Origin of the sequence: Virgibacillus sp. M23, assembly GCF_034190895.1 — a bacterium.
GTDB lineage: Bacteria > Bacillota > Bacilli > Bacillales > Amphibacillaceae > Virgibacillus > Virgibacillus salarius.
Window position 1 is genome coordinate 24,575 of the sequence record NZ_JAWDHA010000011.1, and the last position, 26,678, is coordinate 51,252.

The 26,678-nt window shown below is 36.8% G+C and carries 31 protein-coding genes; all 31 read left to right on the plus strand.

Annotation, left to right across the window (positions count from 1 at the left end; all coding sequences use genetic code 11):
- The first annotated feature begins 99 nt into the window (after positions 1–99).
- Positions 100–1,260, plus strand: coding sequence for an ADP-forming succinate--CoA ligase subunit beta (gene sucC / locus RVS70_RS06620; RefSeq protein WP_321132767.1), 1,161 nt, complete (start codon positions 100–102; stop codon positions 1,258–1,260).
- A gap of 109 nt (positions 1,261–1,369) precedes the next feature.
- Positions 1,370–2,272, plus strand: coding sequence for a succinate--CoA ligase subunit alpha (gene sucD / locus RVS70_RS06625; RefSeq protein WP_026680880.1), 903 nt, complete (start codon positions 1,370–1,372; stop codon positions 2,270–2,272).
- A 228-nt stretch (positions 2,273–2,500) separates the two neighbouring features.
- The gene (gene dprA / locus RVS70_RS06630; protein WP_121605229.1) at positions 2,501–3,391 is read left to right on the plus strand and encodes a DNA-processing protein DprA; all 891 of its coding nucleotides are present in this window, start codon (positions 2,501–2,503) and stop codon (positions 3,389–3,391) included.
- Between the two features lie 346 nt (positions 3,392–3,737).
- Positions 3,738–5,816, plus strand: coding sequence for a type I DNA topoisomerase (topA, locus tag RVS70_RS06635; RefSeq protein ID WP_026680881.1), 2,079 nt, complete (start codon positions 3,738–3,740; stop codon positions 5,814–5,816).
- A gap of 357 nt (positions 5,817–6,173) precedes the next feature.
- Positions 6,174–6,485 (plus strand): hypothetical protein, encoded by a 312-nt coding sequence (locus tag RVS70_RS06640; protein ID WP_034678895.1) that lies wholly within the window; start codon positions 6,174–6,176, stop codon positions 6,483–6,485.
- 299 nt (positions 6,486–6,784) lie between these two features.
- Positions 6,785–7,684 carry a tyrosine recombinase XerC gene (gene xerC / locus RVS70_RS06645; protein WP_034678908.1) on the plus strand — a complete coding sequence of 300 codons (900 nt, stop codon included), beginning with the start codon at positions 6,785–6,787 and terminating at the stop codon, positions 7,682–7,684.
- Positions 7,685–7,706: 22 nt separating this feature from the next.
- On the plus strand, positions 7,707–8,252 hold the full coding sequence (hslV, locus tag RVS70_RS06650) for an ATP-dependent protease subunit HslV (protein WP_026680884.1): 546 nt from the start codon (positions 7,707–7,709) through the stop codon (positions 8,250–8,252).
- A 19-nt stretch (positions 8,253–8,271) separates the two neighbouring features.
- Positions 8,272–9,669 (plus strand): ATP-dependent protease ATPase subunit HslU, encoded by a 1,398-nt coding sequence (gene hslU / locus RVS70_RS06655; RefSeq protein WP_321132768.1) that lies wholly within the window; start codon positions 8,272–8,274, stop codon positions 9,667–9,669.
- A gap of 26 nt (positions 9,670–9,695) precedes the next feature.
- Entirely contained in the window at positions 9,696–10,475 is a 780-nt protein-coding gene (codY, locus tag RVS70_RS06660; protein ID WP_026680886.1) for a GTP-sensing pleiotropic transcriptional regulator CodY, read from the plus strand.
- A 420-nt stretch (positions 10,476–10,895) separates the two neighbouring features.
- Complete coding sequence (flgB, locus tag RVS70_RS06665) at positions 10,896–11,288, plus strand: flagellar basal body rod protein FlgB (RefSeq protein ID WP_121605227.1); 393 nt, start codon at positions 10,896–10,898, stop codon at positions 11,286–11,288.
- Position 11,289: 1 nt separating this feature from the next.
- The gene (gene flgC / locus RVS70_RS06670; protein ID WP_026680888.1) at positions 11,290–11,739 is read left to right on the plus strand and encodes a flagellar basal body rod protein FlgC; all 450 of its coding nucleotides are present in this window, start codon (positions 11,290–11,292) and stop codon (positions 11,737–11,739) included.
- Between the two features lie 18 nt (positions 11,740–11,757).
- Positions 11,758–12,066: a flagellar hook-basal body complex protein FliE gene (fliE, locus tag RVS70_RS06675; protein WP_205388607.1), complete on the plus strand. Its 309-nt coding sequence runs from the start codon at positions 11,758–11,760 to the stop codon at positions 12,064–12,066.
- A gap of 54 nt (positions 12,067–12,120) precedes the next feature.
- Positions 12,121–13,716 (plus strand): flagellar basal-body MS-ring/collar protein FliF, encoded by a 1,596-nt coding sequence (gene fliF, locus RVS70_RS06680; RefSeq protein WP_026680890.1) that lies wholly within the window; start codon positions 12,121–12,123, stop codon positions 13,714–13,716.
- 12 nt (positions 13,717–13,728) lie between these two features.
- Entirely contained in the window at positions 13,729–14,742 is a 1,014-nt protein-coding gene (gene fliG, locus RVS70_RS06685; protein ID WP_026680891.1) for a flagellar motor switch protein FliG, read from the plus strand.
- Positions 14,735–15,487: a flagellar assembly protein FliH gene (fliH, locus tag RVS70_RS06690; protein WP_026680892.1), complete on the plus strand. Its 753-nt coding sequence runs from the start codon at positions 14,735–14,737 to the stop codon at positions 15,485–15,487. Before fliG ends, fliH begins: the two co-directional genes overlap by 8 nt.
- Complete coding sequence (gene fliI / locus RVS70_RS06695) at positions 15,484–16,803, plus strand: flagellar protein export ATPase FliI (RefSeq protein ID WP_026680893.1); 1,320 nt, start codon at positions 15,484–15,486, stop codon at positions 16,801–16,803. The genes fliH and fliI overlap by 4 nt, the downstream gene beginning before the upstream one ends.
- The gene (gene fliJ, locus RVS70_RS06700) at positions 16,803–17,249 is read left to right on the plus strand and encodes a flagellar export protein FliJ (RefSeq protein WP_205388605.1); all 447 of its coding nucleotides are present in this window, start codon (positions 16,803–16,805) and stop codon (positions 17,247–17,249) included. The genes fliI and fliJ overlap by 1 nt, the downstream gene beginning before the upstream one ends.
- Positions 17,250–17,254: 5 nt before the next feature.
- Positions 17,255–17,854, plus strand: a complete 600-nt coding sequence (locus RVS70_RS06705) for a MotE family protein (RefSeq protein WP_026680895.1) — start codon at positions 17,255–17,257, stop codon at positions 17,852–17,854.
- A 28-nt stretch (positions 17,855–17,882) separates the two neighbouring features.
- A complete protein-coding gene (locus RVS70_RS06710) occupies positions 17,883–19,166 on the plus strand; it encodes a flagellar hook-length control protein FliK (protein ID WP_121605224.1) in 1,284 nt (427 codons plus the stop codon).
- Positions 19,167–19,177: 11 nt separating this feature from the next.
- Positions 19,178–19,675 (plus strand): flagellar hook assembly protein FlgD, encoded by a 498-nt coding sequence (gene flgD, locus RVS70_RS06715; protein WP_026680897.1) that lies wholly within the window; start codon positions 19,178–19,180, stop codon positions 19,673–19,675.
- A 1-nt stretch (position 19,676) separates the two neighbouring features.
- A complete protein-coding gene (locus RVS70_RS06720; RefSeq protein WP_121605905.1) occupies positions 19,677–20,057 on the plus strand; it encodes a TIGR02530 family flagellar biosynthesis protein in 381 nt (126 codons plus the stop codon).
- 84 nt (positions 20,058–20,141) lie between these two features.
- The gene (gene flgG, locus RVS70_RS06725) at positions 20,142–20,933 is read left to right on the plus strand and encodes a flagellar basal body rod protein FlgG (RefSeq protein WP_121605223.1); all 792 of its coding nucleotides are present in this window, start codon (positions 20,142–20,144) and stop codon (positions 20,931–20,933) included.
- 42 nt (positions 20,934–20,975) lie between these two features.
- Entirely contained in the window at positions 20,976–21,194 is a 219-nt protein-coding gene (locus tag RVS70_RS06730) for a flagellar FlbD family protein (RefSeq protein WP_026680900.1), read from the plus strand.
- On the plus strand, positions 21,187–21,606 hold the full coding sequence (gene fliL / locus RVS70_RS06735; RefSeq protein ID WP_026680901.1) for a flagellar basal body-associated protein FliL: 420 nt from the start codon (positions 21,187–21,189) through the stop codon (positions 21,604–21,606). Before RVS70_RS06730 ends, fliL begins: the two co-directional genes overlap by 8 nt.
- A 38-nt stretch (positions 21,607–21,644) precedes the next feature.
- Positions 21,645–22,643, plus strand: coding sequence for a flagellar motor switch protein FliM (gene fliM / locus RVS70_RS06740; protein ID WP_026680902.1), 999 nt, complete (start codon positions 21,645–21,647; stop codon positions 22,641–22,643).
- Positions 22,633–23,760 carry a flagellar motor switch phosphatase FliY gene (gene fliY / locus RVS70_RS06745; RefSeq protein ID WP_026680903.1) on the plus strand — a complete coding sequence of 376 codons (1,128 nt, stop codon included), beginning with the start codon at positions 22,633–22,635 and terminating at the stop codon, positions 23,758–23,760. The genes fliM and fliY overlap by 11 nt, the downstream gene beginning before the upstream one ends.
- 29 nt (positions 23,761–23,789) lie before the next feature.
- Positions 23,790–24,152 (plus strand): response regulator, encoded by a 363-nt coding sequence (locus RVS70_RS06750; RefSeq protein ID WP_026680904.1) that lies wholly within the window; start codon positions 23,790–23,792, stop codon positions 24,150–24,152.
- A 17-nt stretch (positions 24,153–24,169) separates the two neighbouring features.
- Positions 24,170–24,832, plus strand: coding sequence for a flagellar biosynthetic protein FliO (locus RVS70_RS06755; RefSeq protein WP_162986421.1), 663 nt, complete (start codon positions 24,170–24,172; stop codon positions 24,830–24,832).
- Positions 24,825–25,490 carry a flagellar type III secretion system pore protein FliP gene (gene fliP, locus RVS70_RS06760; protein ID WP_026680906.1) on the plus strand — a complete coding sequence of 222 codons (666 nt, stop codon included), beginning with the start codon at positions 24,825–24,827 and terminating at the stop codon, positions 25,488–25,490. The genes RVS70_RS06755 and fliP overlap by 8 nt, the downstream gene beginning before the upstream one ends.
- A gap of 134 nt (positions 25,491–25,624) precedes the next feature.
- Positions 25,625–25,894 (plus strand): flagellar biosynthesis protein FliQ, encoded by a 270-nt coding sequence (gene fliQ / locus RVS70_RS06765; protein ID WP_026680907.1) that lies wholly within the window; start codon positions 25,625–25,627, stop codon positions 25,892–25,894.
- A gap of 4 nt (positions 25,895–25,898) precedes the next feature.
- Positions 25,899–26,678 carry a flagellar biosynthetic protein FliR gene (gene fliR / locus RVS70_RS06770; protein ID WP_026680908.1) on the plus strand — a complete coding sequence of 260 codons (780 nt, stop codon included), beginning with the start codon at positions 25,899–25,901 and terminating at the stop codon, positions 26,676–26,678.

Here is a 26,678-nt window from a genome sequence, read left to right on the forward strand (position 1 = left end):
ATTCGACAAGTCATTGACAATAAATTTCCGAAGTTCTTGTGAAATTTATTGTTTTTTTATACAATGGAAATGCAGTGAAATTTGATGGGAGGATTAAGGATGAACATTCATGAGTATCAAGGCAAAGATATTTTGCGAAAATATGGTGTTAATGTTCCTAATGGATACGTTGCATATACGGTTGATGAAGCTGTGGAAGCTGCAAAAAAATTGGGAAGCGACGTCACAGTGGTAAAAGCACAGATCCATGCTGGTGGACGTGGTAAAGCCGGTGGGGTTAAAATCGCAAAAAATTTAGATGATGTGCGTACATACGCTGATGAAATACTTGGAAAAACACTAGTAACACATCAAACTGGACCAGAAGGTAAAGAGGTAAAACGTTTATTAATTGAAGAAGGCTGCGACATTAAGAAGGAATATTATGTTGGAGTTGTACTTGATCGCGCTACTTCTCGTGTAGTAATGATGGCTTCAGAAGAAGGCGGTACAGAAATCGAAGAGGTTGCAGCAGAAACACCTGAGAAAATCTTTAAGGAAGTTATTGATCCTGTTATAGGTTTGTCAGGCTATCAAGCTCGTAGACTTGCATTTAATATTAATATTCCGGATGAACTAATAGGTAAAGCTGTTAAATTTATGACAAGTTTGTACAATGCTTTTGTAGAGAAAGATTGTTCTATTGCAGAAATCAATCCATTAGTAACTACGGGTGATGGAGATGTTTTAGCATTAGATTCCAAGTTAAATTTTGATGATAACGCTTTATTCCGTCAAAAAGATGTTATGGAATTACGTGATTTAGATGAAGAAGATGAAAAGGAAATAGAAGCTTCTAAGTATGATTTAAGTTATATTTCATTGGATGGAAATATTGGCTGCATGGTAAATGGAGCTGGACTTGCTATGTCTACAATGGATATTATTAAACATTATGGCGGTGATCCGGCAAACTTCCTTGATGTTGGTGGTGGTGCTACTGCTGAGAAGGTAACGGAAGCATTTAAGATCATTTTATCTGATTCAAATGTTAAAGGGATCTTTGTCAACATCTTTGGTGGGATTATGAAGTGTGATGTGATCGCTGAAGGTGTTGTAGAAGCTACGAAACAGGTTGGGCTTGAAATTCCACTCGTTGTACGTTTAGAAGGTACAAATGTTTCATTAGGTAAGAAAATTCTTGAAGAATCTGGGCTAAATATTACATCGGCTGGTTCAATGGCTGATGGTGCTGAAAAGATAGTTTCAATGGTAAAGTAAGGAATTTTTAGACCACAATATTTATATGTAAATTCTTGTTTAAGGCAAGAAGTAAAAGGATCGTGAACTATATTATATTGTACAGATCTTGCAGAAAGGACGGACGAAGATGAGTGTATATATTAATAAAGATACAAAGGTAATTGTCCAAGGTATTACCGGTGGAACTGCAAAATTTCACACGAAACAAATGCTTGAATACGGTACAAAAATTGTTGGTGGGGTTACACCTAAAAAAGGCGGTACTGAAGTAGAAGGAGTACCTGTATTTAATACTGTAAAGGATGCCGTAGATACAACTGGTGCTACAGCATCTGTTATTTATGTACCTGCTCCATTTGCTGCTGATGCGATTATCGAAGCAGTGGATGCAGAACTAGATTTAGTTATTTGTATCACAGAACATATTCCAGTTATGGACATGGTTAAAGTGAAACGTTATATGGAAGGCAAGAAAACTCGATTGGTTGGTCCAAACTGTCCAGGTGTAATTACTGCTGATGAAAGTAAAATTGGTATCATGCCAGGCTACATTCATAAGAAAGGACATATAGGTGTCGTTTCCCGTTCAGGTACATTAACTTATGAAGCAGTTCATCAGTTGTCTGAAGCAGGGTATGGGCAGTCCACAGCAGTTGGTATCGGTGGTGACCCAGTAAACGGTACGAACTTTATCGACGTACTATCTGCTTTTAATGAAGACCCTGATACGTATGCTGTTATAATGATTGGAGAAATCGGTGGCACAGCTGAAGAAGAAGCAGCACAGTGGGTAAAAGCAAATATGAAGAAACCTGTGGTAGGATTTATCGGTGGGGCTACTGCACCTCCAGGGAAACGCATGGGTCACGCAGGTGCAATTATTTCTGGTGGAAAAGGAACTGCTGACGAAAAAATTCGTGTTATGAATGAGTGTGGTATTAAAGTCGCAGAAACTCCTGCGGTAATGGGTGAAACAATGATTAAAGCCCTAGAGGAGAATGGTATTAAAGAAACATGTAAAACGCATTAATTAATATGCGAACCAGAAAGGGTTCTCCTGTAAAGGTTCGGGTAGATGCAACTGGAATAGGTAAGATTCTAACGAGTAGAGTGAGCCGCCGTGAAACTCTGTAGTGAATGGCGCTTGTTCATAAGGAAGCTGTACTTCGTAGAAGAGTATATTTCAGTTGTGTAGGAAGAGAGAGCTGTCTTTTTTGGGGACAGCTCCTTATCTAATTTTTGAAGGGATGTGTACGTATTGACGGATTTTCGGTTTCGATTAATTCATATTACTCGATGTCGAGGTATTACAAGGCGATGGATTAGAAAGCTACTTCTTATTGATTCTACCCTCACAGAGATCTACAAATTATCTTCTGCAGCAATGAACCGTTTGTATCACCTTCCTCTGAATAATGCTTCACTGTTATATAATGATCTCCACTCGGAGCCCCTAATAGAGCAAATAGAAACAGACTTGCATAACTATCACGTTATAACCCTTCTAGATAACAACTTTTCACCTTTATTAAAAACGATAAAAGATCCTCCGTTTGTTTTATACGCCTTAGGAAACATATCTTTGTTAACACAAGCACCAGCCTTAAGTGTAATTGGAACGAGGAAACCCTCTAGGGAAGCTATGGGAAAGGTACGGACAATTATCCCACCGTTAGTTAGGCAGGGATGGGTGATAGTAAGTGGTATGGCAATTGGTATTGACCGTTTTGCTCATGAAGTTACTCTAAGTCTAAGTGGACATACAATTGCCGTACTTGGTGGAGGGTTTCAATATATTTATCCCAAGGAAAATATCCGATTATATCAAGAACTGACTGAACGAGGATTAGTTTTATCTGAGTATCCACCAACTACTCCCCCTGCTCGTCACCATTTTCCAGAAAGGAATAGGATAATAAGCGGTTTAAGCTTTGGTACATTAGTTATTGAGGCAACTGAAAAGAGTGGTACACTAATAACAGTTGATCAAGCCTTGGAACAAGGGAGAGACGTTTTTGCTGTTCCTGGTTCACCACTAATGGAGCAAACTAGAGGTTGTCATAAAATGATCCAAGATGGTGCGAAATTAGTTATTCATGAAGAGGATATTCGTGAAGAATGGGAAAGATTGCAAAATACGTATGGGTAGATATCTAATAAAAAAGCAGAAATAGGCCGATTAAAAATAAAGTTATATCATTGATATTTTACTAATATTCTTTGACATGGTACATTTTTGTAAGGAAAACTTTTACAAATCTTGGGTCATTTATTTCAGTATGTTTGACAAATGAAACGTATATATTTAATATTAGTGAAGATTTCTAAATTTTTTTGAGTGAAAAAAGTATCCGCTTTAATGCTTGTGATGAATAAGTATATATATGCAAGACAATGAAATGTATTTTATCAATGTACTACTTTTCAAGGTATTCTACCTTGTTGTGAGGGACTTATCAGTACTAGTGGTAACCTCATTTATGGGAGGAAAAGAAATGTCAGATTATCTAGTAATCGTAGAATCACCTGCAAAGGCAAAAACAATTGAACGCTATTTAGGGAAAAAATACAAAGTAAAAGCATCCATGGGGCATGTTCGGGATTTACCAAAAAGTCAAATGGCTGTCGATACAGAAAATGAATATAAACCAAAGTATATTACGATTCGCGGTAAAGGTGATGTAGTCAAAGACTTAAAATCAGCAGCAAAAAAAGCTAAAAAGGTTTATCTTGCAGCCGACCCTGATAGAGAAGGTGAGGCGATTGCATGGCATCTAGCACATATATTAGATGTTGATGAGCATTCCGAATGTCGTGTTGTATTTAATGAAATAACAAAAGATGCTATTAAAGATTCTTTTAAACATCCAAGATCTATTGATATGGATTTAGTGGATGCTCAACAGGCTAGAAGGATTCTGGATCGGCTTGTGGGGTACAATATAAGTCCACTTCTATGGAAAAAAGTGAAAAAAGGCTTGAGCGCTGGACGTGTTCAATCTGTAGCTGTAAAACTTGTAATTGACAGAGAAAAAGAAATTGAAAACTTTAAACCTGAAGAATATTGGTCAATTGAAGGACAATTTCAAAAGGATAAGGATGTTTTTGAGGGATCTTTTTATGGAATTAAAGGTAAAAAGAAAGAATTGAAGACAAAACAAGACGTAAACGATATTCTAAAAGAAATCAAGGGGAAAAAATTCAAAGTTGATAAAGTAAAGAAAAAAGAAAGAAGACGTAATCCTGCGTTACCTTTTACAACATCTTCATTACAACAAGAAGCAGCGAGAAAACTGAATTTCAAAGCCAAGAAAACGATGATGATTGCCCAACAGTTATATGAGGGAATTGACCTTGGGAAAAAAGCGGGGGGAATAACAGGTTTAATTACGTATATGCGTACTGATTCAACGCGTATCTCCGATACAGCTAAAGGGGAAGCAAAGGATTATATTATTGACCAATATGGGAAAACGTATCTAGGCATAAATAAAAAACAGAAAAAGTCAGAGGGTGCACAGGATGCCCATGAAGCAATTCGACCTACATCAGTTGGCAGGGATCCTAAATCCTTAAAGCCAATACTTTCTAGAGATCAGTTTAGGTTGTACAAATTAATATGGGAACGGTTTTTGGCAAGTCAAATGGCACCTGCTGTAATGGATACAATGACCGTACATCTTTTAAATAATTTAGTGGAGTTCAGGGCAACGGGTTCTAAAATTAAATTCAAAGGATTTATGAAAGTATATATTGAGGGAACGGACGATAATAAAAAAGAAGATAATAAGTTTCTTCCAGAATTATCTGAAGGTATGGAAGTAACAGCTAATGATATAAAGCCAAATCAACACTTTACACAGCCACCTCCAAGATATACAGAGGCAAGGCTAGTTAAGACAATGGAGGAGTTAGGAATTGGACGACCTTCCACATATGCTCCGACTTTAGACACAATTCAACGTAGAGGTTATGTAAGTATTGATAACAAACGCTTTATACCTACGGAATTGGGATCAATTGTTTCAGAAATAATGGAAGAGTTTTTCCCTAAGATTATTGATGTTGCTTTCACAGCTAAAATGGAAGGCGATTTGGATGCTATTGAAGAAGGAAAAACAGAGTGGATTACGATTATTGATCAATTTTATACAGATTTTGCAAAGCGCTTGGAAAAAGCAGAGCAAGAAATGGAAAAAATTGAAATCAAGGATGAGCCTGCCGGTATTGAATGCGAAAATTGTGGGCATGAAATGGTTTATAAAATGGGACGCTATGGGAAGTTTTTAGCGTGCTCTAATTTTCCTGAATGTAGAAACACGAAACCAATATTAAAGGAAATCGGAGTGAAGTGTCCAAAATGTAAAGAAGGAAATGTTGTTGAAAGGAAATCGAAAAAACGTCGAGTGTTTTATGGCTGTGACCGATTTCCAGAGTGTGATTTTCTTTCTTGGGACAAACCGATATCTCGACCATGTCCAAAATGTGATAACTTACTGGTTGAGAAGAAATCGAAAAAAGGAACACAAATTCAATGTACGCAATGTGAATATAAAGAGGCGCCGCAAACATAGGAGCTTTCCCATAAGTCTAATAGGGACTTGTGGGAAGCTCTTTTTTGTAGTCTGATAAATAGGGGCGTGTTGAGCCGTGTCCAGCCCCAGTCGCTACGTTTCTAATCGGGGGCTTACGCTTTTGTACTCTTATTATCATCGCTTTTTTGCTATCGTAGTATGATAATTTCTGCTTTCCGTAGTGGGTCCAAGCCTTCTGAGTTTAAGCTTGTCCTTTCTTTCATGGCTCGTTCAACTTGCTTTCGCCGGAATAGTAGATTGCAAGTACAGTTTTACTTTTATGTTATGTGTTTATGAAGGACTAGTAGTTTGAGATGTATAAAAAAAGGCTAAATAGCATATAAGGAGGAAAGTCTGATGACAAAAAAACATTATTATGTAACTGTAGATACACAGGATATTCGAGAAATCTCTATTCCTGATAGTGGTATAGAATATGAAATTATAGCTGATGCAAAAGAAATTGAAATGCTTAAGAAGTTATTCATGAAAAAAAACAACTATGCAGAACTTGCGATCGAGTATTTAGTGAAACCATTTGATGAATGGGGAGCAGATGCTGAACGATCTGCGTATAGTGACCATTTAATAACTATATATCATGAACTATATAAGTTTGGAACAGAAGATACAAAAGCGAAAATTAAAAAGTTAGGTGTAATAAAGTAATCCAAATAGCCGATATCAATGGTATGTGAGCTGTTATAGAAATTTAATTGTGAAATATGAATAGAAATTGTTGACTATGGACTTCGAAACAGATATAATAACGCATTGGTAAGGATATATACTTGACAGTCAAGAGCTAAGTATATGACCTTATTTCTATAGGGTTATAAAAGGAAAAAACAACTAAAAGTGACATCAATTCTGAATTTTGTTACAATTTAGTTAAGTTTATTGCTTCTCACTATTTTCTATGTTATGATTTATTCGCTGCTTAACGGGGTGAAAATTTGAATAATTATATGAATTATTGGCAATCCTTTAAGGAGTATTTACAAATAGAAAAAAACGCTTCGCCATATACTGTTAAATATTATCTGAATGATCTGGAAATATTTTTCGATTTCTTAACAGCAGAAGGTTTATCTAGTCTAGTTGATGTAGATCATAGGGTTGTCCGTTTATTCCTAAACACTTTGTATAATCGGCAGCTAAGCAGAAGATCTGTATCTAGAAAAATATCTAGTCTTCGAACTTTTTTCCGATACTTGGAAAGAGAAGAAGTGCTCACTGGAAATCCGTTTGTACAGGTGAAATTGCCAAAAACGGATACAACGATTCCGGGTTTTCTGTATCAAGAAGAGTTGGAGAAGCTTTTTGAGGTAAATGACCTTACTAACCCATTAGGCCAAAGAGATCAAGCAATTCTAGAACTACTTTACGCAACTGGCATGCGTGTTAGCGAATGTCAACAGCTATCATTGGAGCATATTGATTTCTTCATTGGTACCGTATTTGTTAGAGGGAAAGGCAGAAAAGAACGTTACATTCCTTATGGTAAATTTGCTGAAATAGCATTGGAAACCTACATACAGGATGGTAGGAATACGTTATTGTCTAAAGCAAAGCAATCTTCGGATGCAGTCTTCTTGAACAATCGGGGAAATCCAATAACTACACGTGGAATTAGGGAAGTATTGAACAAGATGGTTGAAAGAGCTGCGTTAACCGTTCATGTACACCCACATAAGTTACGGCATACCTTTGCCACACATTTACTAAATGAAGGTGCAGATTTACGTAGCGTTCAGGAATTACTTGGTCATGAGAATTTGTCAACTACACAAATTTATACCCATGTTACAAAAGATCATTTGCGCAGCGTATATATGAAAAGTCATCCACGAGCAAATGATTATTAATTGAGTAAAGAGGTGAGAAGGCGTGACAAATGAAATGCATGCCACTACGATTTTCGCCATAAGGCATAATGATCAATGTGCAATGAGCGGTGACGGTCAAGTAACATTAGGAAATGCGGTCGTTATGAAACATAAAGCAAAGAAAGTTCGTACTTTATATAAAGGCCAAGTACTTGCTGGCTTTGCTGGATCTGTTGCTGATGCATTTACGCTTTTTGAAAAATTTGAAGCTAAGCTAGAAGCATATAATGGAAATCTTGCAAGAGCGGCTGTAGAATTAGCAAAAGAGTGGCGCAGCGATAAGGTATTGCGGAAATTGGAAGCTATGCTTATCGTAATGAATAAAGAAAGTATGTTTTTAGTTTCTGGTACAGGTGAGGTCATTGAACCTGATGATGGCATATTGGCTATTGGCTCTGGAGGCAATTACGCACTTAGTGCTGGAAGAGCTCTAGCAAGGTATTCGAGTCAATTATCTGCACGGGAGATCGCTCAATCTGCATTAGAAATTGCCGGAGAAATATGTGTATATACAAATGATCACATCACACTGGAGGTACTTGATTAAAAGGAGGCCTTTTGGAAGAATGGGTATTGATTACACACCGAGACAGATAGTGGGACAGTTAGATAAGTTTATTATTGGTCAAAACAGCGCTAAGCGATCCGTTGCAGTGGCATTACGCAATCGTTACCGTCGTATGAAGCTGGATGAATCGCTAAAGGATGAAATTGTTCCTAAAAACATATTAATGATTGGTCCTACTGGAGTTGGGAAAACGGAGATAGCTAGACGATTAGCGAAGTTAGTTGGAGCTCCATTTGTCAAAGTAGAAGCAACTAAATTTACTGAGGTGGGCTATGTCGGTCGAGATGTAGAGTCCATGGTCCGTGATTTAGTAGAAATGTCTTTGCGGATGGTAAAAGAAGATAAAATGAAGCAAGTTGCAGATAAGGCAGAGAAAGAAGCAAATAAAAAGCTAGTAAATCTCCTAGTACCACATGCTAAAAAGGAAAACAATGCTAGAAATCCATTTGAAATGTTATTCGCTTCTAATTCAGATGACAATCATGAAGATGGAGATCAAGATCCGAAAGATGATGAAATTAGCAATAAGCGGAAACGTGTAGAACATCAATTGGCCCTGGGTGAATTAGAAGACCATATGGTATCGGTAGAAATAGAAGAACAAGCTCCTTCGATGTTTGACATGCTCCAAGGATCTGGTATGGAGCAAATGGGGATGAATATGCAGGATGCTTTCAGTCAGTTCATGCCCAAAAAGAAGAAGAAACGAAAAATGCCAGTATCAGAAGCAAGAAAAGTATTATCTCAGCAAGAAGCAAGCAAGCTTGTAGATATGGAAGAGGCTGCTCAAGAGGCAGTGCAGCTCGCGGAGCAATCAGGTATCTTATTTATTGATGAAATAGATAAAGTTGCTGGTAAACAGGAGCATAGTGCAAATGTATCTAGAGAAGGGGTCCAACGGGACATTTTACCGATTATTGAAGGTTCCACTGTAGTTACAAAACATGGACCTGTTAAAACAGATCATATGCTATTTATAGCAGCTGGTGCATTTCACATGTCCAAACCATCTGACCTGATTCCGGAATTGCAAGGTAGATTTCCAATCCGGGTTGAACTAGATAAACTATCAACAGAAGATTTCAAGCGCATATTAAAGGAACCATCAAATGCGCTCATAAAACAATATAAGGCTTTATTGAAAACAGAAGGTATAAATGTTGTATTTACAGACGAAGCTGTAGATAGATTAGCCGAAATAGCTTATCAAGTAAATCAGGAAATGGATAATATTGGAGCAAGGCGACTTCATACTATTTTGGAAAAATTACTGGAGGATCTTTCTTTTGAAGCACCCGATGTGACGATGGAAAAGATTGAAATAACTCCAGCATATGTCGATGAAAAATTAAGTACTATTGCAAAAAATAAAGATTTAAGTCAATATATACTATAATTTAAAAGGTTGAATGGAGGATCATTATGGAACTATTAAATCGCGCAAGAAAAATTAATGCTATGTTACAAAAATCTACAGGAAAGTCAGTTGATTTCAATGACATGTCTGCTTCTTTAAGGGATGTTATCAAAGGTAATGTTTACATCCTAAGCAGACGAGGGAAGCTATTAGGCTTTGCAATCAATCAAGAGATTGAAAATGAGAGAATGAAATCAATGCTAGAGGATCGCCAATTTCCGGAAGCATACACGGAGGGACTATTTAATATTCATGAGACTACAGCTAACTTAGATATCGACAGTCCACAAACTGTTTTCCCAGTCGAAAACCGTGAATTATTCCAATCAGGCCTAACTACGATTGTACCTATTATTGGTGGCGGAGAGCGATTAGGAACGCTTGTATTAGGACGGTTAACAGAGAGCTTTAGTGAGGATGATCTACTATTAGCTGAATACGGTGCTACTGTTGTTGGTATGGAAATTCTTCATGAAAAAACAGAAGAGATTGAAATGGAAGCTAGAAGTAAAGCTGTTGTTCAAATGGCGATCAGCTCGCTATCATACAGTGAACTAGAGGCTATTGATCACATTTTTGAAGAATTAAACGGCAACGAAGGTCTACTCGTAGCTAGTAAAATTGCAGATAGAGTTGGGATCACAAGATCAGTTATTGTAAATGCGCTTAGAAAATTAGAAAGTGCTGGTGTCATTGAGTCTCGTTCTTTAGGTATGAAAGGTACGTATATAAAAGTACTTAACAATAATTTCTTAGTTGAATTAGAAAAATTACGTTCAAGATAAAACGATATGTATTATAGAATACAGTCAAAATAATAGAAAATCCGAAGCATTTTGCTTCGGATTTTTTGTTTGTAATTATGCATGAAATGTCAAGTAAATCTTTGGTCAATTTCAGGACTTTTTATACAAGGATTTTCTATTACATAAGAACTAGGTATAATTTAAAATTTAGTTATTCTTGCAATTTCGACATAAAAATCCTACTTTAACTTACGATTTTCAAGTTAAAAAAAATTAATTAACAAAAATAGGTAATAATATGGTAAAATTGACCTATGCAAAATTAACCATATTTTGTTCTTTCTGAGGAAAATGTCGAAAAGTAATAGACTTTGGCAAACATATGACTTAAACTATTCGTAGACAAGCAATATTTTATGTCTGTCGTAATGCAAACGTAACTTTTTAGGAGGGATCAATGTGAGTCTATTTGGTGGAACTATCCATACGCTAGAAAATTCGTTAAATTATGCCTCTGCCAAAAACCGGGCAATTTCAACGAATCTTGCAAATATTGACACACCAAATTATAAGGCAAAAGACGTCGTGTTTAAAAATGTATTATCCGATGCAATGGCTTCAAACATAGAGGCGAAACGAACTAATTCTAAACATCTTTCCTTTCAAAATAATTCTAATTCCTATAAGACAGTTACGAAGCAAAACACTTCTTACGGTCATAATGGCAATAATGTGGATGTTGACAAAGAGATGGCAGAATTAGCAGAAAATCAGATCTATTATCAAGCATTAGTCGACCGCATAAATGGTAAGTTTGGTAGTTTACAAACAGCTTTAAGGGGAGGAAGGTAATATGTCGATATTCAATGCACTTCACTCGAGTGCTAGTGCTCTTACTGCTCAAAGGCTTCGTATGGATGTCATTTCTTCTAATATTGCTAATGCTCAAACGACGCGAGCAACAGTGAATGAAGAAGGAGAATTTGAAGCGTATCGAAGAAAAATGGTTTCCCTAGAACCAGAGACCAATAGTTTTAAATCATTCTTACATAGAGCAACCGGTTCAGAAGCTACCGCGGGTGTTAAGGTTACGGAAATAACAGAAGATGAAAGTCCATTCAAGCAGGTATATAATCCAACGCATCCCGATGCGAATGAGAATGGATATGTGGAATTACCGAATGTTGATCCACTTAAAGAAATGGTGGACTTAATGAGCGCAACAAGATCATATGAAGCTAACATTACCTCAGTAAATGCTAGTAAATCCATGTTAATGAAAGCACTAGAGATTGGGAAATAAATGTAAAGGAGTTTTTCGATGATTCAGTCAATAGGAAATCAAATACCACAAGCACCAGTATCCTCACAACTAGATTCTAAGCCAGCAATTTCTGCTGGGGAAGCACAGGGTAAGTTTGCAGCAGCTTTAAAGAATGCCATTAATGATGTCAATCAGGCACAAATTGCATCTGATCAAAAAACAGAAGCACTAGCTAATGGGAAAATCGATGACTTACACGATGTAATGATTACGGCACAAAAAGCTAGTATCACATTGGAAACTACCGTACAAGTCCAGAAAAAAGTAGTAGATGCCTATAAAGAAGTAATGAGCATGCAAGTATAATGATTTGCAATCATATATAGAAAAATTTACTACAGCACGTTAGTGGGGGAACTTATGAACGAGAAAATAAAGAACTGGAAAGACACTACTACGGCTTTCTGGAAGAATCGGACGAAAAGTCAAAAACGGATTTTTATAGGATCAATCATGATAGTTGTCCTTTTGATAGTAGGAATTCTATTCTTTTCCATGAATTCGAAATTTGTTCCACTATACAATAATTTGTCCATTCAGGAAGTTGGGCAGATAAAAACGGAACTAGATGCCAGAGGAGTTTCTTATGAATTAAAAGATGGGGGAACGACAATAACGGTTCCTGAACAACAAGTAGATTCATTACTCGTCGATTTAGCAGGGCAAGGCATCCCAAACAGTGGAAATATAGATTATTCCTTTTTTAGTGAGAATGCATCCTGGGGTGTAACAGAAAATGAATTTAACGTTATGAAGCTAGATGCAATGCAGACGGAGTTAGCTAATCTGATCAAAGGTATTGATGGGATACAAGATGCACAGGTGATGATTAATATGCCGGAGGATCCTGTATTTGTCAATGATACAAAACAAGAAGCGAGTGCATCAATTGTTATAAATACAGAGGCTGGCTATCAATTCCAAGAAGGACAAATAGATGGATTGTATCATTTAGTATCAAAGGCCGTCCCTAACTTACCAGCAGAAAATATAGCAATCACCAATCAGTATTTTGAAAGCTTTGAACAAAATGCTACTGCAGGAACTGGCGTACAGGATACACATACATATCAGCAAAATGTTAAAAAGGACATTGAAAAAGATATTCAGCAACGATTACAGCAGATGCTTGGAGCAATGGTAGGTCAAGGAAATGTCATTGTTTCCGTCACTTCTGATATTGATTTTACGCAAGAGAATCGTACTGAAGAAATTGTCGAACCAGTTGATCTAGAGAATATGGAAGGACTGCCAGTAAGTATTGAAACAATAAAAGAAACGTATACTGGTGAAGGTGCTGCAGCAGGAGGTACCGTAGGTACTGGGGATGAAGATATCGGTAACTATCAAGCGACGGATGATGGTGACAATGGTGAGTATGAAATGGCGAAAGAAACGATTAACAATGAATTTAATAAGATTCGAAAAAACATTGTTGAGAGTCCATATAAAGTGCGAGATTTAGGAATTCAAGTCGCTGTTAATAATGTTAAAACATCACAAGGAAAAGATGTAGAGTATTTAACACAGCAGGATGAAAACGCGGTTGAAGAGGGAATTAATTCGATTATGAACTCTATTATTACAACATCTATTGACGGGGAATATGCTGAGAACATTAACCCAGAAGAGAAAGTATCGATTGTCTTTCAAGAGTTTTCAGGTATGAAAAACGCTAAAGCTAGCACAACTCCTACTATACCAACTTGGCTATATATCGTAGGTGGGGGATTATTGCTCGCAATTATTGTCTTGATAGTATTCTTACTTCGCAGAAGAAAAGAAGAGGATGTTGAAGAGGAAGAGGTAGCTATCCAAGAGCCGATAGAAGTACCAGAAATCCCAGATCAAGAGGAATCGGAAACAACGATTCGTAAAAAACAATTAGAAAAGATAGCAAAAGAGAAACCAGAAGATTTTGCGAAATTACTAAGAAGCTGGATCGGAGAAGATTAGGAGGTATTACAATTGGCAAGACAAAAAGGTGTACTCACAGGTAAACAAAAAGCAGCAATTCTTTTAATCTCCTTAGGTCCAGATGTTTCGGCTCAAGTGTATAAGCATTTATCAGAAGAGGAGATCGAGAAGTTAAGTTTAGAAATCTCTTCCGTTAAGAAGGTAGATAGTAGTTTGAAAGAGGATGTGCTGGAGCAATTTCATCAAATTGCGGTAGCGCAGGATTATATTTCTCAAGGCGGTATTGGATATGCAAAAACCGTTTTAGAAAAAGCCTTTGGAAAACAAGAAGCTTCAAATATTATTAACCGCTTGACTTCTTCTTTACAAGTTAGACCATTTGATTTTGCTAGAAAAGCAGATCCGCAACAAGTTCTGAACTTTATACAGGGAGAGCATCCACAAACAATTGCTCTTGTGCTATCTTATCTAGATCCTGAGCAATCCGGTCAAATTCTCTCTGCATTGCCACAGGAGGTGCAAGCAGATGTCGCGAAACGGATAGCAACGATGAATTCGACCTCACCAGAAATTATTTCACAGGTCGAGCAGGTATTGGAAAAAAATATATCTTCTTCATTTACAGAAGACTACACACAAACTGGTGGAATTCAAGCTGTTGTTGAAGTGTTAAATGGTGTTGATAGAAGTACAGAACGAACGATTTTAGATGCTTTAGAAATCCAAGATCCAGAATTAGCTGATGAAATTAAGAAGCGGATGTTTGTATTTGAAGATATTGTTATTTTAGATAATCGCGCAATTCAACGTATCATTCGTGAAGTAGAAAATGAGGATCTACGTTTGTCATTGAAGGTTGCTAGTGATGAAGTGAAAGATATCGTCTTTAAGAATATGTCACAGCGTATGGCAGAAACCTTTAAAGAAGAAATGGAATACATGGGTCCAGTTCGTTTAAGAGATGTAGAGGAAGCACAAACAAGAATTGTTGCTATTATCCGAAGATTAGAGGATGTAGGTGAAATTGTTATTGCAAGGGGTGGAGGTGACGACATCATTGTCTAATTCATCTATTCGTAATGAAAGTAGGCAAATAAAAATTAAACCGATTAGCCTGCAACCTAGTGGTCAGCCAAAATCAGAATTAGAAGCAGCGTCCAAACAAGAAACGTTGCTTCAAGAAATTGAACAGGCACAAATTCAATTAGAAGAGTTAAAGAATCAATCACAGCAGCTTCTAGAAGAAACGGAAGCAGAAATTGAAAGCAAAAAGCAGGCATGGGAAACGGAAAAACAGACGTATATCGAAGCTGCTAGCAAGCAAGGTTTTTCTCAAGGTTATACAGATGGAGAATCAAAAAGTCTTGCTAAATATAAAAGTGACTTAGAAAAAGCTAATCAAATTATTGATACGGCAAGGAAAGACTATCAAGCGCTGATTGAGGATAATGTCGACACCATATTGGAAATCGCACTTCATACTGCTGAAAAGATTACAAAACAGAAAATTGATGAGGAACCTAACTCTTTCTTAGAAATTATTAATGCAGCAATAAAGGAATTAAAGGACCAATCGGTAATTTCCATTTACCTACACCCTAATCAGTATGAATCTGTTGTGCAGCATAAGGAAGAACTCGTCACGATAATTGAAAAGGATGCAAAGCTTGCCTTGTATGTTACGGATGAAGTAGAGGATTACGGTTGTATGATTAAGCATCCATTTGGGCAAATCGATGCAAGCGTTGATACACAGTTACAAGAAATCCGGCAAATACTATTTGAAGTTTCTGAGGAGAACAGACAATGAAGGTAGCGGATTATCTAACAGCAATTGATCAAGCAGATACCTACAAGCGGTATGGAAAAGTATTACGGGTTGTTGGAATTATGATTGAGTCAAAAGGTCCAGCAGCGAATGTCGGAGAAGTTTGTCTCATTCATTCCTCTTCTTCAAGCGGGAATCCTATTCTCTCGGAAGTAGTTGGCTTTAATAATGAAAAAATTATTCTAATGCCATATTCAGAGGTTGCAGAAATTGGACCCGGGTGCTTAGTAGAATCTACTGGCAAGGCATTAACAGTAAAAATTGGCCGTGGACTGATTGGCAAAGTAATAGATTCATTGGGAAACCCATTAGATCAAAGTCCTTTGCCGAAAGGTCTAGCAAATTATTTAACGGAGCAATCTCCTCCAAATCCAATGCTTCGCCCACCAATTGCACAACCAATGCAGGTTGGGATCAAAGCAGTTGACTCTTTACTGACTGTCGGAGAGGGACAGCGAATTGGAATATTTGCAGGAAGTGGTGTTGGAAAAAGTACATTACTAGGAATGATTGCTCGAAATAGTGGGGCAGATATTAATGTCATTGCATTAATCGGAGAACGCGGGCGAGAAGTAAGGGAGTTTATTGAAAAAGATTTAGGAGATGACGGACTAAAGAAATCGATTGTCGTTGTTGCTACTTCCGATCAACCAGCATTAATGCGAATAAAGGGAGCATATACAGCAACAGCAATAAGTGAATATTTTCGTGATCAAGGTTACCGTGTGAACCTAATGATGGACTCTGTTACACGTGTGGCTATGGCACAGCGTGAGGTTGGCTTGGCTACAGGTGAGCCGCCAACCACCAAAGGCTATACGCCCTCCGTATTTGCTACCTTGCCAAAATTGCTAGAACGAACCGGTACGAATGAAAATGGTACGGTTACAGCCTTCTATACCGTTTTGGTAGATGGAGATGATATGAATGAGCCGATTGCTGATACGGTACGTGGAATATTAGATGGTCATTTTGTAATGGATAGGAAATTAGCTGAGCGTGGACAATATCCAGCGATCAATGTGTTGAAATCTATTAGTCGTGTCATGAACCAAGTTGCAGATAACGAGCACAAGGAAACAGCTCAGGAGATACGTAAGCTCGTTGCTACTTATGAAGAAAATAGTGAACTGATTCAAATTGGCGCCTATAAACGAGGGACAGACAGTGAAATTGATCGAGCTATTTCTTATCACACTAAAATCCAATCGTTTCTTTCACAAGATATTTTTGAATATCATACACTTCAAGAATCGATTAATTCGATGAAAAACTTACTTCATGGAGGTGTAAGCTAATGGCGGAGACGGTTGTTTTATCCAAGATTTTACATATACGTGAAACCGAAAAAAAACACGCACAGAAGGCATATCAACAGTCTATTGATCTTTTTGAAAAAACAGCAACACAGCTCTATGAACTTCTTAAAAAGAAAGAAATGGCAGAGGAAGTATACGAGACTGCTCTTACGGAATCAACTACTCTTGATAAGTTAAAAGAACAATTTACTTATATCGAGCATTTAAATAATCATATTATGCACTTACAAGAAGAAGTCCAAAAGGCAAGATTCGATATGGAAGCAAAGCAATCCAAGCTCACAGATGCACATGTTGAGATGAAAAAATATGAAAAGATTATCGAAACTCGTAAGAAAGATGAAGCAGCAGCAAATCGCAAAAAGGAAAAGGCTACAATGGATGAGGTATCTATTTATCAATTTCTAAATCATAAAAATAGGTGAAGTGAATGGCAAAGAAAAACAATACAGATAAAAGAAAAATGAATCCTGTCCTATGGTTCCTCTTTGCAATTGTAATTCCTATTATCATTACAATTGCCCTAGCTACGGTCGTTTTGAGTATTGCTGGTATTGATGTTACCGGCTGGTTGAAGGATAAAGGTAATAATATACCGGTTGTTTCTTCATTCGTTGAAACAGATAAGGAAAAACAGTTGAAACGTGAAGATGAAAGCGTGAAAGCGATGATGTCTGATAAAGATGCTGAAATTGAGCAGCTAAAGGTGGATCTTACAGATAAGGAAGCTACTGTTGAACAGCTCGAACAAGAAATAATGAAGCTTGAAAATAATCAAGCTAATGAAAATGAAGAGCAGTCTGATGACGAACAGGTGAAAAAAGAGGTAACCACTGTCAAAACAATCGCCAATTCTTTTAAAGATATGGATCCTGATCAAGCAGCTAATATTTTACAAGAGCTTGAACAAGAAACGGCATTAGCAATAATGAAGGAATTGTCAAATGATACTCGTGGCAGCATTCTAGAGTCAATGAATGCAGAAACAGCTGCAAAGCTAACACAACAATTTATTAACAGCGGAAATTAATGTAATTGTATTGAAAGGAGGTGAAATAATGAACGCAATTGGGATGCTCTTTCAGCAATTACAAACTTCGAATCCAATGATGAAGCAAGATAGTCAATTAGGCCATACAAATGAGGAAGCTCAACCGTTTCAAGACCTATTACTTAGTAAGCAGCAATTACAAGAGGCAGCAAATAAGCTACTTCAAATGGGAATGCAATCCCAAGAGAACCAGCAAGATACACCAAGTATACCCTTTGAAACGATAGATATGACTTTCTTTAACATGCTATCCACATTAGATGGGAAAGAATTGACAGACAATAGGGTAGTAGGAAGCGAGCAAGAGAATGAAGGGCATGTCGAATCCAATGAAGAGACGGCGACGTGGATGCTACCTGCGCTTTTAACAGGCGACATCGAAGTACAACAGTTAGAACCTTCTTTACAACAGCAATTAGCGAGTATTTTTGCAAAGGTGGAAGCTGTTGTTTCGCAAATATCGAACAAGCAAGAGTTAATGAAGGCATCCACTAAACTCCTGCCATTATTACAGCAGTGGACAGATTCGGTGAAAGGTACAGAAAAGGTCTCTGTCGAGCAATTTTTAGCTAGTAAACCAGCAGATTCGAAAGAAAAAATAGTTTGGCAACAACTCGTACAAGCATTTGAAAAACGAAATCAAATAGCGCAAAAATTGCCTTATCATACGGATGCTAAAGTTACGAGCGCAGATGTTGCAAAATGGTTAGACCATGCACTAGAGACATTTTCATCGAAAAAAGATAGTATAGCTTATTCTCAAGTAGTAAATCAAGCAAATGTATCAACATTACCTATGGCAAAAATGGAGCAGCACATGATCTACTTAAACCCTAGCCAGCAGAACATGAATAATTCTGGACAAGAACTCATTCAGCAATTTCAGAAGATCATGAAGTCTAGTAAGTTCTTGACAATGGCGAATGGAAGTAATCAACTTCAAATTACCTTGCGTCCACAAAATTTAGGGGATATGGTTGTTCGCTTAACTCAAATGGATGGGCAGATGACAGTAAAGATCTTAGTAAGCTCACAGGTTACTAAAGATATGCTTGAGTCAAATATGCATCAACTAAGAAGTATGTTCTCACCTCAGCAAGTAGTTGTAGAGAAGCAAGAGATTCAGTTTCAACAGGGACAGCAAGTTCTTAAGGATACAGGATCTGAAGCCGATTCACAGCAATTTAGAGAACAGGATCAGCACGGAAATGACTCTCAAGAGAGTGAAAATAATCAGAATGAAGACTTTGCTACACAGTTTGAAGAACTATTATTAAATGAACAAGTATAGGAGGTGTTTATATGACAAAGATAGATCCATCATTATACTTGTCTAATCAACCTAGTAGATCGCCAAGCCCTGAATTAGGTAAGGATGAATTTTTGAAAATATTAATGACACAATTACAAAGTCAGGATCCAACAAATCCGATGGATGATCGAGAATTTATCTCGCAAATGGCGGAGTTCAGTTCATTAGAGCAAATGATGAATATGACTAATTCCATCGATACACTCGTACAAAGTCAGCTTGTCTCACCAGTAATTAAATATAGCCATATGATTGGAAAAGAAGTAACCTACCAAGCTTATGATGAAGAAACTGGTGAAAAGCTAGATATCGAAACAAGTAAAGTAATAGCTGTTAGTCAAAAGGATGGTTGGGCAATTTTAGAGTTAGAAAATGGGGAAAAGATCTATGCAGATGCAGCTATTCAAGTAAGTAATCCAGATAGTAGTGAAAATAATGGAGAGGATCCAACTGATCCAGAAAATCCGGAGGATGAAGAAAGTGAATAATATAGATCACCGGATTCATCAGTTGCCCCAGCAGGCTTTACAGATTCCTGGTGCTAAACATCCAAATAACCAAGTAAACAGGGCGAGCTTTAAGGATTTATTAACATCTGAATTGGGCTTAAAAGAGCTCAAAGTTAGTAAACATGCTACGGAGCGTTTACAGGAACGAAATATTCATATCGATAAGCACCAATGGCAAGTCATTGAAAGCAAAATGGCGGAGGCAAAGCAAAAAGGAATTACTGACTCGCTTGTTGTTTTGGATAATGCAGCATTACTTATAAGTACGAAAAACAATACAGTTGTTACTGCGATGGATCGAAAAGAAGCCACAAGTCGGATATTTACGAATATTAATGGAACGATTTTGATTGAGAAATAAGGCTGGACCCTTTTTAGGGAGGCCATCAGCTGTTGAATGATAGAAGCAGCCAATAAATTGATAACCAAAAAGGGGAAATGAACTATGTTACGTTCAATGTATGCAGGAATATCAGGCATGAAAGGATTCCAAACAAAGCTAGATGTAATAGGTAATAATATTGCTAATGTAAATACATCTGGATTTAAAAAAGGAAGAGTAACTTTCCAAGACATGATGAGTCAGACTACTTCTGGTGCTCAAGGACCAACTGCTGGTCGCGGTGGTGTAAACCCAGCTCAGGTAGGTTTAGGTTCGCAACTCGGTTCAATTGACAACATCCATTCACAAGGGTTTAGGCAATCAACTACTAGAGCATTAGATCTTGCTTTAGAGGGAGATGGAATGTTCGTTTTAGAAGGTAATGGAACGACGTATTACACGCGGGCAGGTAATTTTTACTTGGATACGAATGGTGACATTGTTAATTCAGATGGATTGTATTTACAAGATGTTAATAACGAAAAGATAAATATTCCAGACGATGCAAAAAGCTTTAGTATTGAATCAGATGGTACCGTAACTTATACAAATGAAGATGGGGACACAGAGACCGCTGGTCAAATCGGTTTAGCAAGCTTTGCTAATCCAGCAGGTTTAGAAAAAGCGGGAAGTAATCTTTTCTTAAATACGGAAAATGCCGGGTTAAATGGAATTGTTACTCCTGAAACAGATGGTACAGCGTCGATTGTAAGTGGCGCACTCGAAATGTCAAACGTTGATTTATCGGAAGAATTCACGGAAATGATTACAGCACAACGTGGTTTCCAAGCGAATACTCGAATAATAACAACATCAGATGAAATACTCCAGGAACTAGTAAATCTAAAACGATAGTAAGGGGGTAGGGAGTGTGATAAACACACTCCCGCCTAAATAATGATTTCTTTAACTCGATTAAATGGCGAACCATTTACTTTAAATGCGATCCTGATTGAACAGGTTCAAGAATTTCCAGATACAACGATCACCTTAACAAATGGTAAGAAATTAGTAGTAAAAAACTCTCATGCGGAAGTACTTCAATTAGTAATGGCCTATTATCAACAAATTGGTATACAAAGAGCACAAAGGGAGGTAAAGAAAGACGATGAGTAGTTTAATGAAAACAATGATCTCTTCATTGGCGGTATTGGCGATTGTGGGAATAGCTGCATTTGTAGTGGTATGGAATATGAACGCGGATGATCAAAAGGGATCTGCAGCATCTATTGATAAGATCGAAGAATTTTCTTATGAAACACCTGAAATAACAACAGATTTAGAGGATGGAAGTTTTGTTCGTATTCAGTTTCAAGTGATTACGAATAGGAAGGAAGCTAAAGAAGAAATTAGTAAGCGGGATTTTCAATTAAAAAACATTTTAATCAAAGAATTGGCTACAATGCAGGAAGAAGATTTCAAGAGTGGCTTAGGTGATTTAGAAGAAGTTGTTAAAACAAAGTTAAATGAAGTAATGACAACTGGAAAAATCACAGATGTATATACGATAAGCAAAATCTTACAATAAATAATTTATTTAGGACTCCACGATGGAGGTGAATATACTTGGTAGATGAAGTTCTTTCTCAAAATGAGATTGATGCCCTATTATCCGCAATTACTTCAGGTGAAATGGATGCGGAGGAATTAAAAAAAGAAGATAAAGAAAAGAAAGTTCGAGTATATGATTTTAAACGAGCATTACGATTTTCCAAGGATCAAATCCGCAGTATATCGCGAATTCATGAAAATTATGCACGACTATTAACTACCTTTTTTTCAGCACAATTAAGGACGTACATCAATATTACTGTTGCGTCAGTGGATCAGATTCCTTATGAAGAATTTATTCGTTCTGTTCCAAAAATGACTATTCTTAATACATATAGTGTCGAACCCTTAGAAGGTAGACTAGTAATGGAAGTTAACCCAAATATTGCTTATGCCATGCTTGATCGAACATTGGGCGGTATGGGAAGTGGAGTTAATAAAGTAGAAAACTTAACGGAAATCGAAACAATTCTAATGACACAGTTATTTGAAAAGGCAATTACCAATCTTCAAGAGGCGTGGGCTACCATTGTAGATATTGATCCAGTATTAGAAGATTTTGAAGTCAATCCACAATTTTTGCAGATGGTATCACCTAATGAAACGGTTGTGGTTGTTTCACTGAATACAACAATTGGTGAAGAAAGTGGCATGATTAATATTTGTATACCTCATATTGTGCTTGAACCAATTATTTCAAAGCTTTCGGTACATTACTGGATGCAAACATCTAGTAAAGAAAGAGACGTAGATGCATATGAAAAGTTAACAAAGAACTTACAACAAGCACAAATTGAAGTAAAAGCACTATTAGGAGAATCTACAATTTCAATTGAGCAATTTCTGAACTTAAATAAAGATGATGTTATCGGGTTGGATAATACAATAGAAAGCCCGCTAATATTGGCGGTAAATGATGCGCCAAAATTCTATGTACAGCCTGGTAAATATAAAAATAAAATGTCTGTTCAAATAATGGAAGAATTTAAAGGGGGGAACGAACATGGCGAATGACGGGATGCTTTCTCAAGATGAAATAGATGCATTATTAAAAGTTAGTTCTGATGAAGATGAAGAAGTAGAAAAAAACCCTACCAATGATCATCTATCAACAATTGAAGAGGATACGTTGGGAGAAATTGGCAATATTTCATTTGGAAGCTCTGCTACGACTTTATCGACATTATTAAATCAAAAGGTAGAAATAACAACACCGAAAGTTTCTGTCATGGAACAAAAGGAATTAGAGGCCTTTACATTTGAACCAGTAAGCGTTCAGGTTAACTATATAGAAGGGTTTACGGGTAGAAATGTGTTTGTGATCAAGGCCGAGGATGCTGCCATCATTTCCGATATCATGCTTGGTGGAGACGGTACAAAACCATCAGAAGAATTAAATGAAATTCACTTAAGTGCAGTACAAGAGGCAATGAATCAGATGATGGGTGCTGCAGCAACTAGTATGTCAACGGTCTTTAATAAGAAGGTAGATATATCACCACCAACGATTCATCTAGAAAATCCAGACAATCAGTCAGAAGCAGTACTTGATGAGAATCCTTTTGTTAAAGTTTCCTTCCAATTAAAGGTTGGTAATTTAATAGATTCTAATATCATGCAGCTCATGCCAATTCAATTCGCAAAAAATTTGGTTGATCAGTTATTAAATAGTGAACCAGCGGAACAAGAATCAGCTGTAGCGCTTGAGCAGGTGGAGGTGCCTATGTCTACAAATAAGCAAAGTCAATCCGTCTCATCTGAGGAGGTAAGAGAGGAACCGCAATACTTAGGTAATGCTGTTTCAGCACATAAATCAGTGCAAAAGGCTGATTTTTCCAACTTTGACCAGGTTGCATTAAATAATACCGAGCAACGGAATCTAGATATGCTTTTGGATATCCCGCTTAAGGTAACTGTAGAGCTTGGGAGGACAAAACGAACAATTAAGGATATTTTGGATTTGTCTTCTGGTTCAATTATTGAATTAGACAAGTTAGCAGGAGAGCCTGTCGATATATTAGTAAATGAAAAACTAATTGCTACTGGAGAAGTAGTTGTTATTGATGAAAACTTTGGCGTTCGTGTTACGGACATACTTAGTCAATCAGATAGAATAATGAAATTAAAATAATATCTTATTATACATAGGAGGATTTACGAATGGCACACCGTATTCTAATTGTTGATGATGCAGCTTTCATGCGAATGATGATTAAAGATATTTTAACTAAAAATGGGTTTGAGGTAGTAGGTGAAGCACAAGATGGTGCACAGGCGGTAGAAAAATATAATGAGCTTATGCCAGATCTTGTGACGATGGATATAACCATGCCTGAAAAAGATGGGATTTCAGCATTAAAGGAAATTCAAGCTAGTCATCCTGAAGCGAAAATAATTATGTGCTCTGCAATGGGGCAGCAAGCAATGGTTATTGATGCGATCCAAGCAGGAGCTAAAGATTTTATCGTTAAACCATTTCAGGCGGATCGTGTTTTAGAAGCAATTCAAAAGGCATTGAACTAAAAAGTGAGTGAATACTATTGAATAAATCGTTACGGTTTTGCATTCTACTGACTATTATTCTATTTTCATTTACTGTTTCCATAAAAGTAGATGCAGCAACCAAATCTGTTACTGATTGTTTAGAGAAAAATGCTGATTGCGAGCAACCAGCAGAGTCATCGACGGAAGATGGAGACACGGAGAAATCAACACTCTTATCGACGGAAGAAGATACAGAACCACTTTGGGTTAATTTTATAAAGCTATTTTTTGCTTTAGCACTCATATTGGGGCTGATCTATTTACTGTTAAAATTTTTAAAGAAGAAAAATGCCTTGTTTAATCAAGTGAAGTCACTAGAAAACCTTGGCGGTATTTCTGTTGGGCAAAACAAGTCAATTCAAATTATTCGTGTTGGTAGCAAGTTCTATCTTATTGGGGTTGGAGATAATGTAGAAATGCTTCAAGAGATTGACGATGAAGCATTAATGGAAGATTTGTTGAAAAGAAATACAACCGATGCCAATAGTCCATTATCAACTCTCGTCCAACGGGTAACCACAAAAGAAACTACCAATTCAGATTCTATACATTCGAAACAGAATTTTAAAGGTCATTTTGTGAACGAGCTGGATAAACTAAAAAAAAATAGAACCCAATTGATCCAACAGTATAAACAAAAGGAAGATCAGAATGAATGAATTTATCGATATGTTTTCCAGTTCCGATCCGGCAAATATCTCAACATCAGTTAAATTAATTCTTCTATTAACTGTATTGTCACTAGCACCAAGTATATTAATTTTGATGACGAGCTTTACTAGAATAATTATTGTGTTGTCATTTGTTCGTACGTCATTGGCGACACAGCAAATGCCACCAAATCAAGTACTAATTGGACTTGCGTTATTTTTAACGTTTTTCATTATGGCTCCAGTTTTCAATGAGGTGTATGACGAAGCATTAGAACCATTATTTGCCGAAGAGATTACGTTAGATGAAGCGTATGATCAAGCGAGTATACCCATAAAGGATTTTATGGCGGAGCATACGCGTCAGAAAGATTTAGCGCTTTTTATGAATTATGCAGAATTGGAACGTCCTGAAACTGTTCAGGACATTCCACTGACAACATTAGTACCTGCATTTGCAATAAGCGAATTGAAGACAGCATTTCAAATGGGGTTTATGATATTTGTTCCATTTTTAATCATTGATATGGCTGTTGCCAGTGTATTAATGTCGATGGGGATGATGATGCTTCCCCCAGTAATGATTTCTTTACCTTTTAAAATTCTATTATTTGTTCTTGTAGATGGCTGGTATTTAATTACCCACTCACTGTTGGATGGATTCTAATCTTAGGATGGACTGGTAGGTGGTATTCATGAAATGTTTCATAATTAGATTAGAGCATGCTGGAAACCACTTTGGAATGTTGCAACTAAAGTCATACTGCGAGTTGTATTCAGCATTAAGGAGGCTTTGCTCCCATGAGCAGTGAGTTCGTATTAACTTTGGCAGAAAAAGGTGTTTATACCATTCTATTAGTTACAGGTCCTTTGCTATTATTAGCTTTGGCTGTTGGATTACTGGTAAGTATCTTTCAAGCTACAACACAGATACAGGAACAAACGTTGGCGTTTATTCCCAAGATTGTGGCAGTACTGGTTGGTCTTGTATTCTTTGGGCCTTGGATGCTTACAGAAATGGTAGAATTCACATCCGAATTGTTTAAAAATATAAATCAGTTTGTAGGGTAATTGTATGCTAGAAATAATTAATGTTAATAGTATCCCTGTATTTTTGTTAATTCTTGTAAGAGTAGTAGCTTTTTTTGCTACAATGCCGTTGTTCTCTTATCGAACAATTCCGAGACCGTTTAAGCTAGGATTCAGTTTCTTCTTGGCTTTTCTAATGTTTTACACAGTGAATGCACCTTCCATACCAGTAGATGAAATGTATCTGTTATTAATCGTAAAAGAAGCTTTGGTAGGACTTTTTATCGGATTAATAGCCTATATTATCTTATCTGCTGTTCAAATTGCAGGCGGATTTATCGATTTTCAGATGGGGTTCGCAATAGCCAATGTTATTGATCCGCAAACTGGTGCTCAGAGTCCATTAACAGGACAGTACTTCTATATTATTGCTTTACTCTTTTTATTATCGGTAAATGGTCATCATATTTTAATAGATGGGATTGTAAATAGCTACCAATTTATACCAATAGATGCTTTTATCCCATTTCAAAATGAAAATATAGTTACATTTGTCATTGATACATTTAATAAAATGTTCCTTATTGCATTTCAAATTGCAATTCCAATTGTAGGTTGTTTATTTCTTGTTGACGTTGCCTTAGGTATTATAGCTAGAACTGTGCCTCAGTTAAATGTTTTTGTAGTAGGATTACCATTGAAAATTTTAGTGAGCTTTGTTGCCTTGTTATTTTTTATGAGTTTATATGTTGTTTTAGTGAAGAACTTGTTTGAAATTTTATTTGCTACAATCCGCAGCCTAATGCAATTGTTCGGAGGTGCTTAA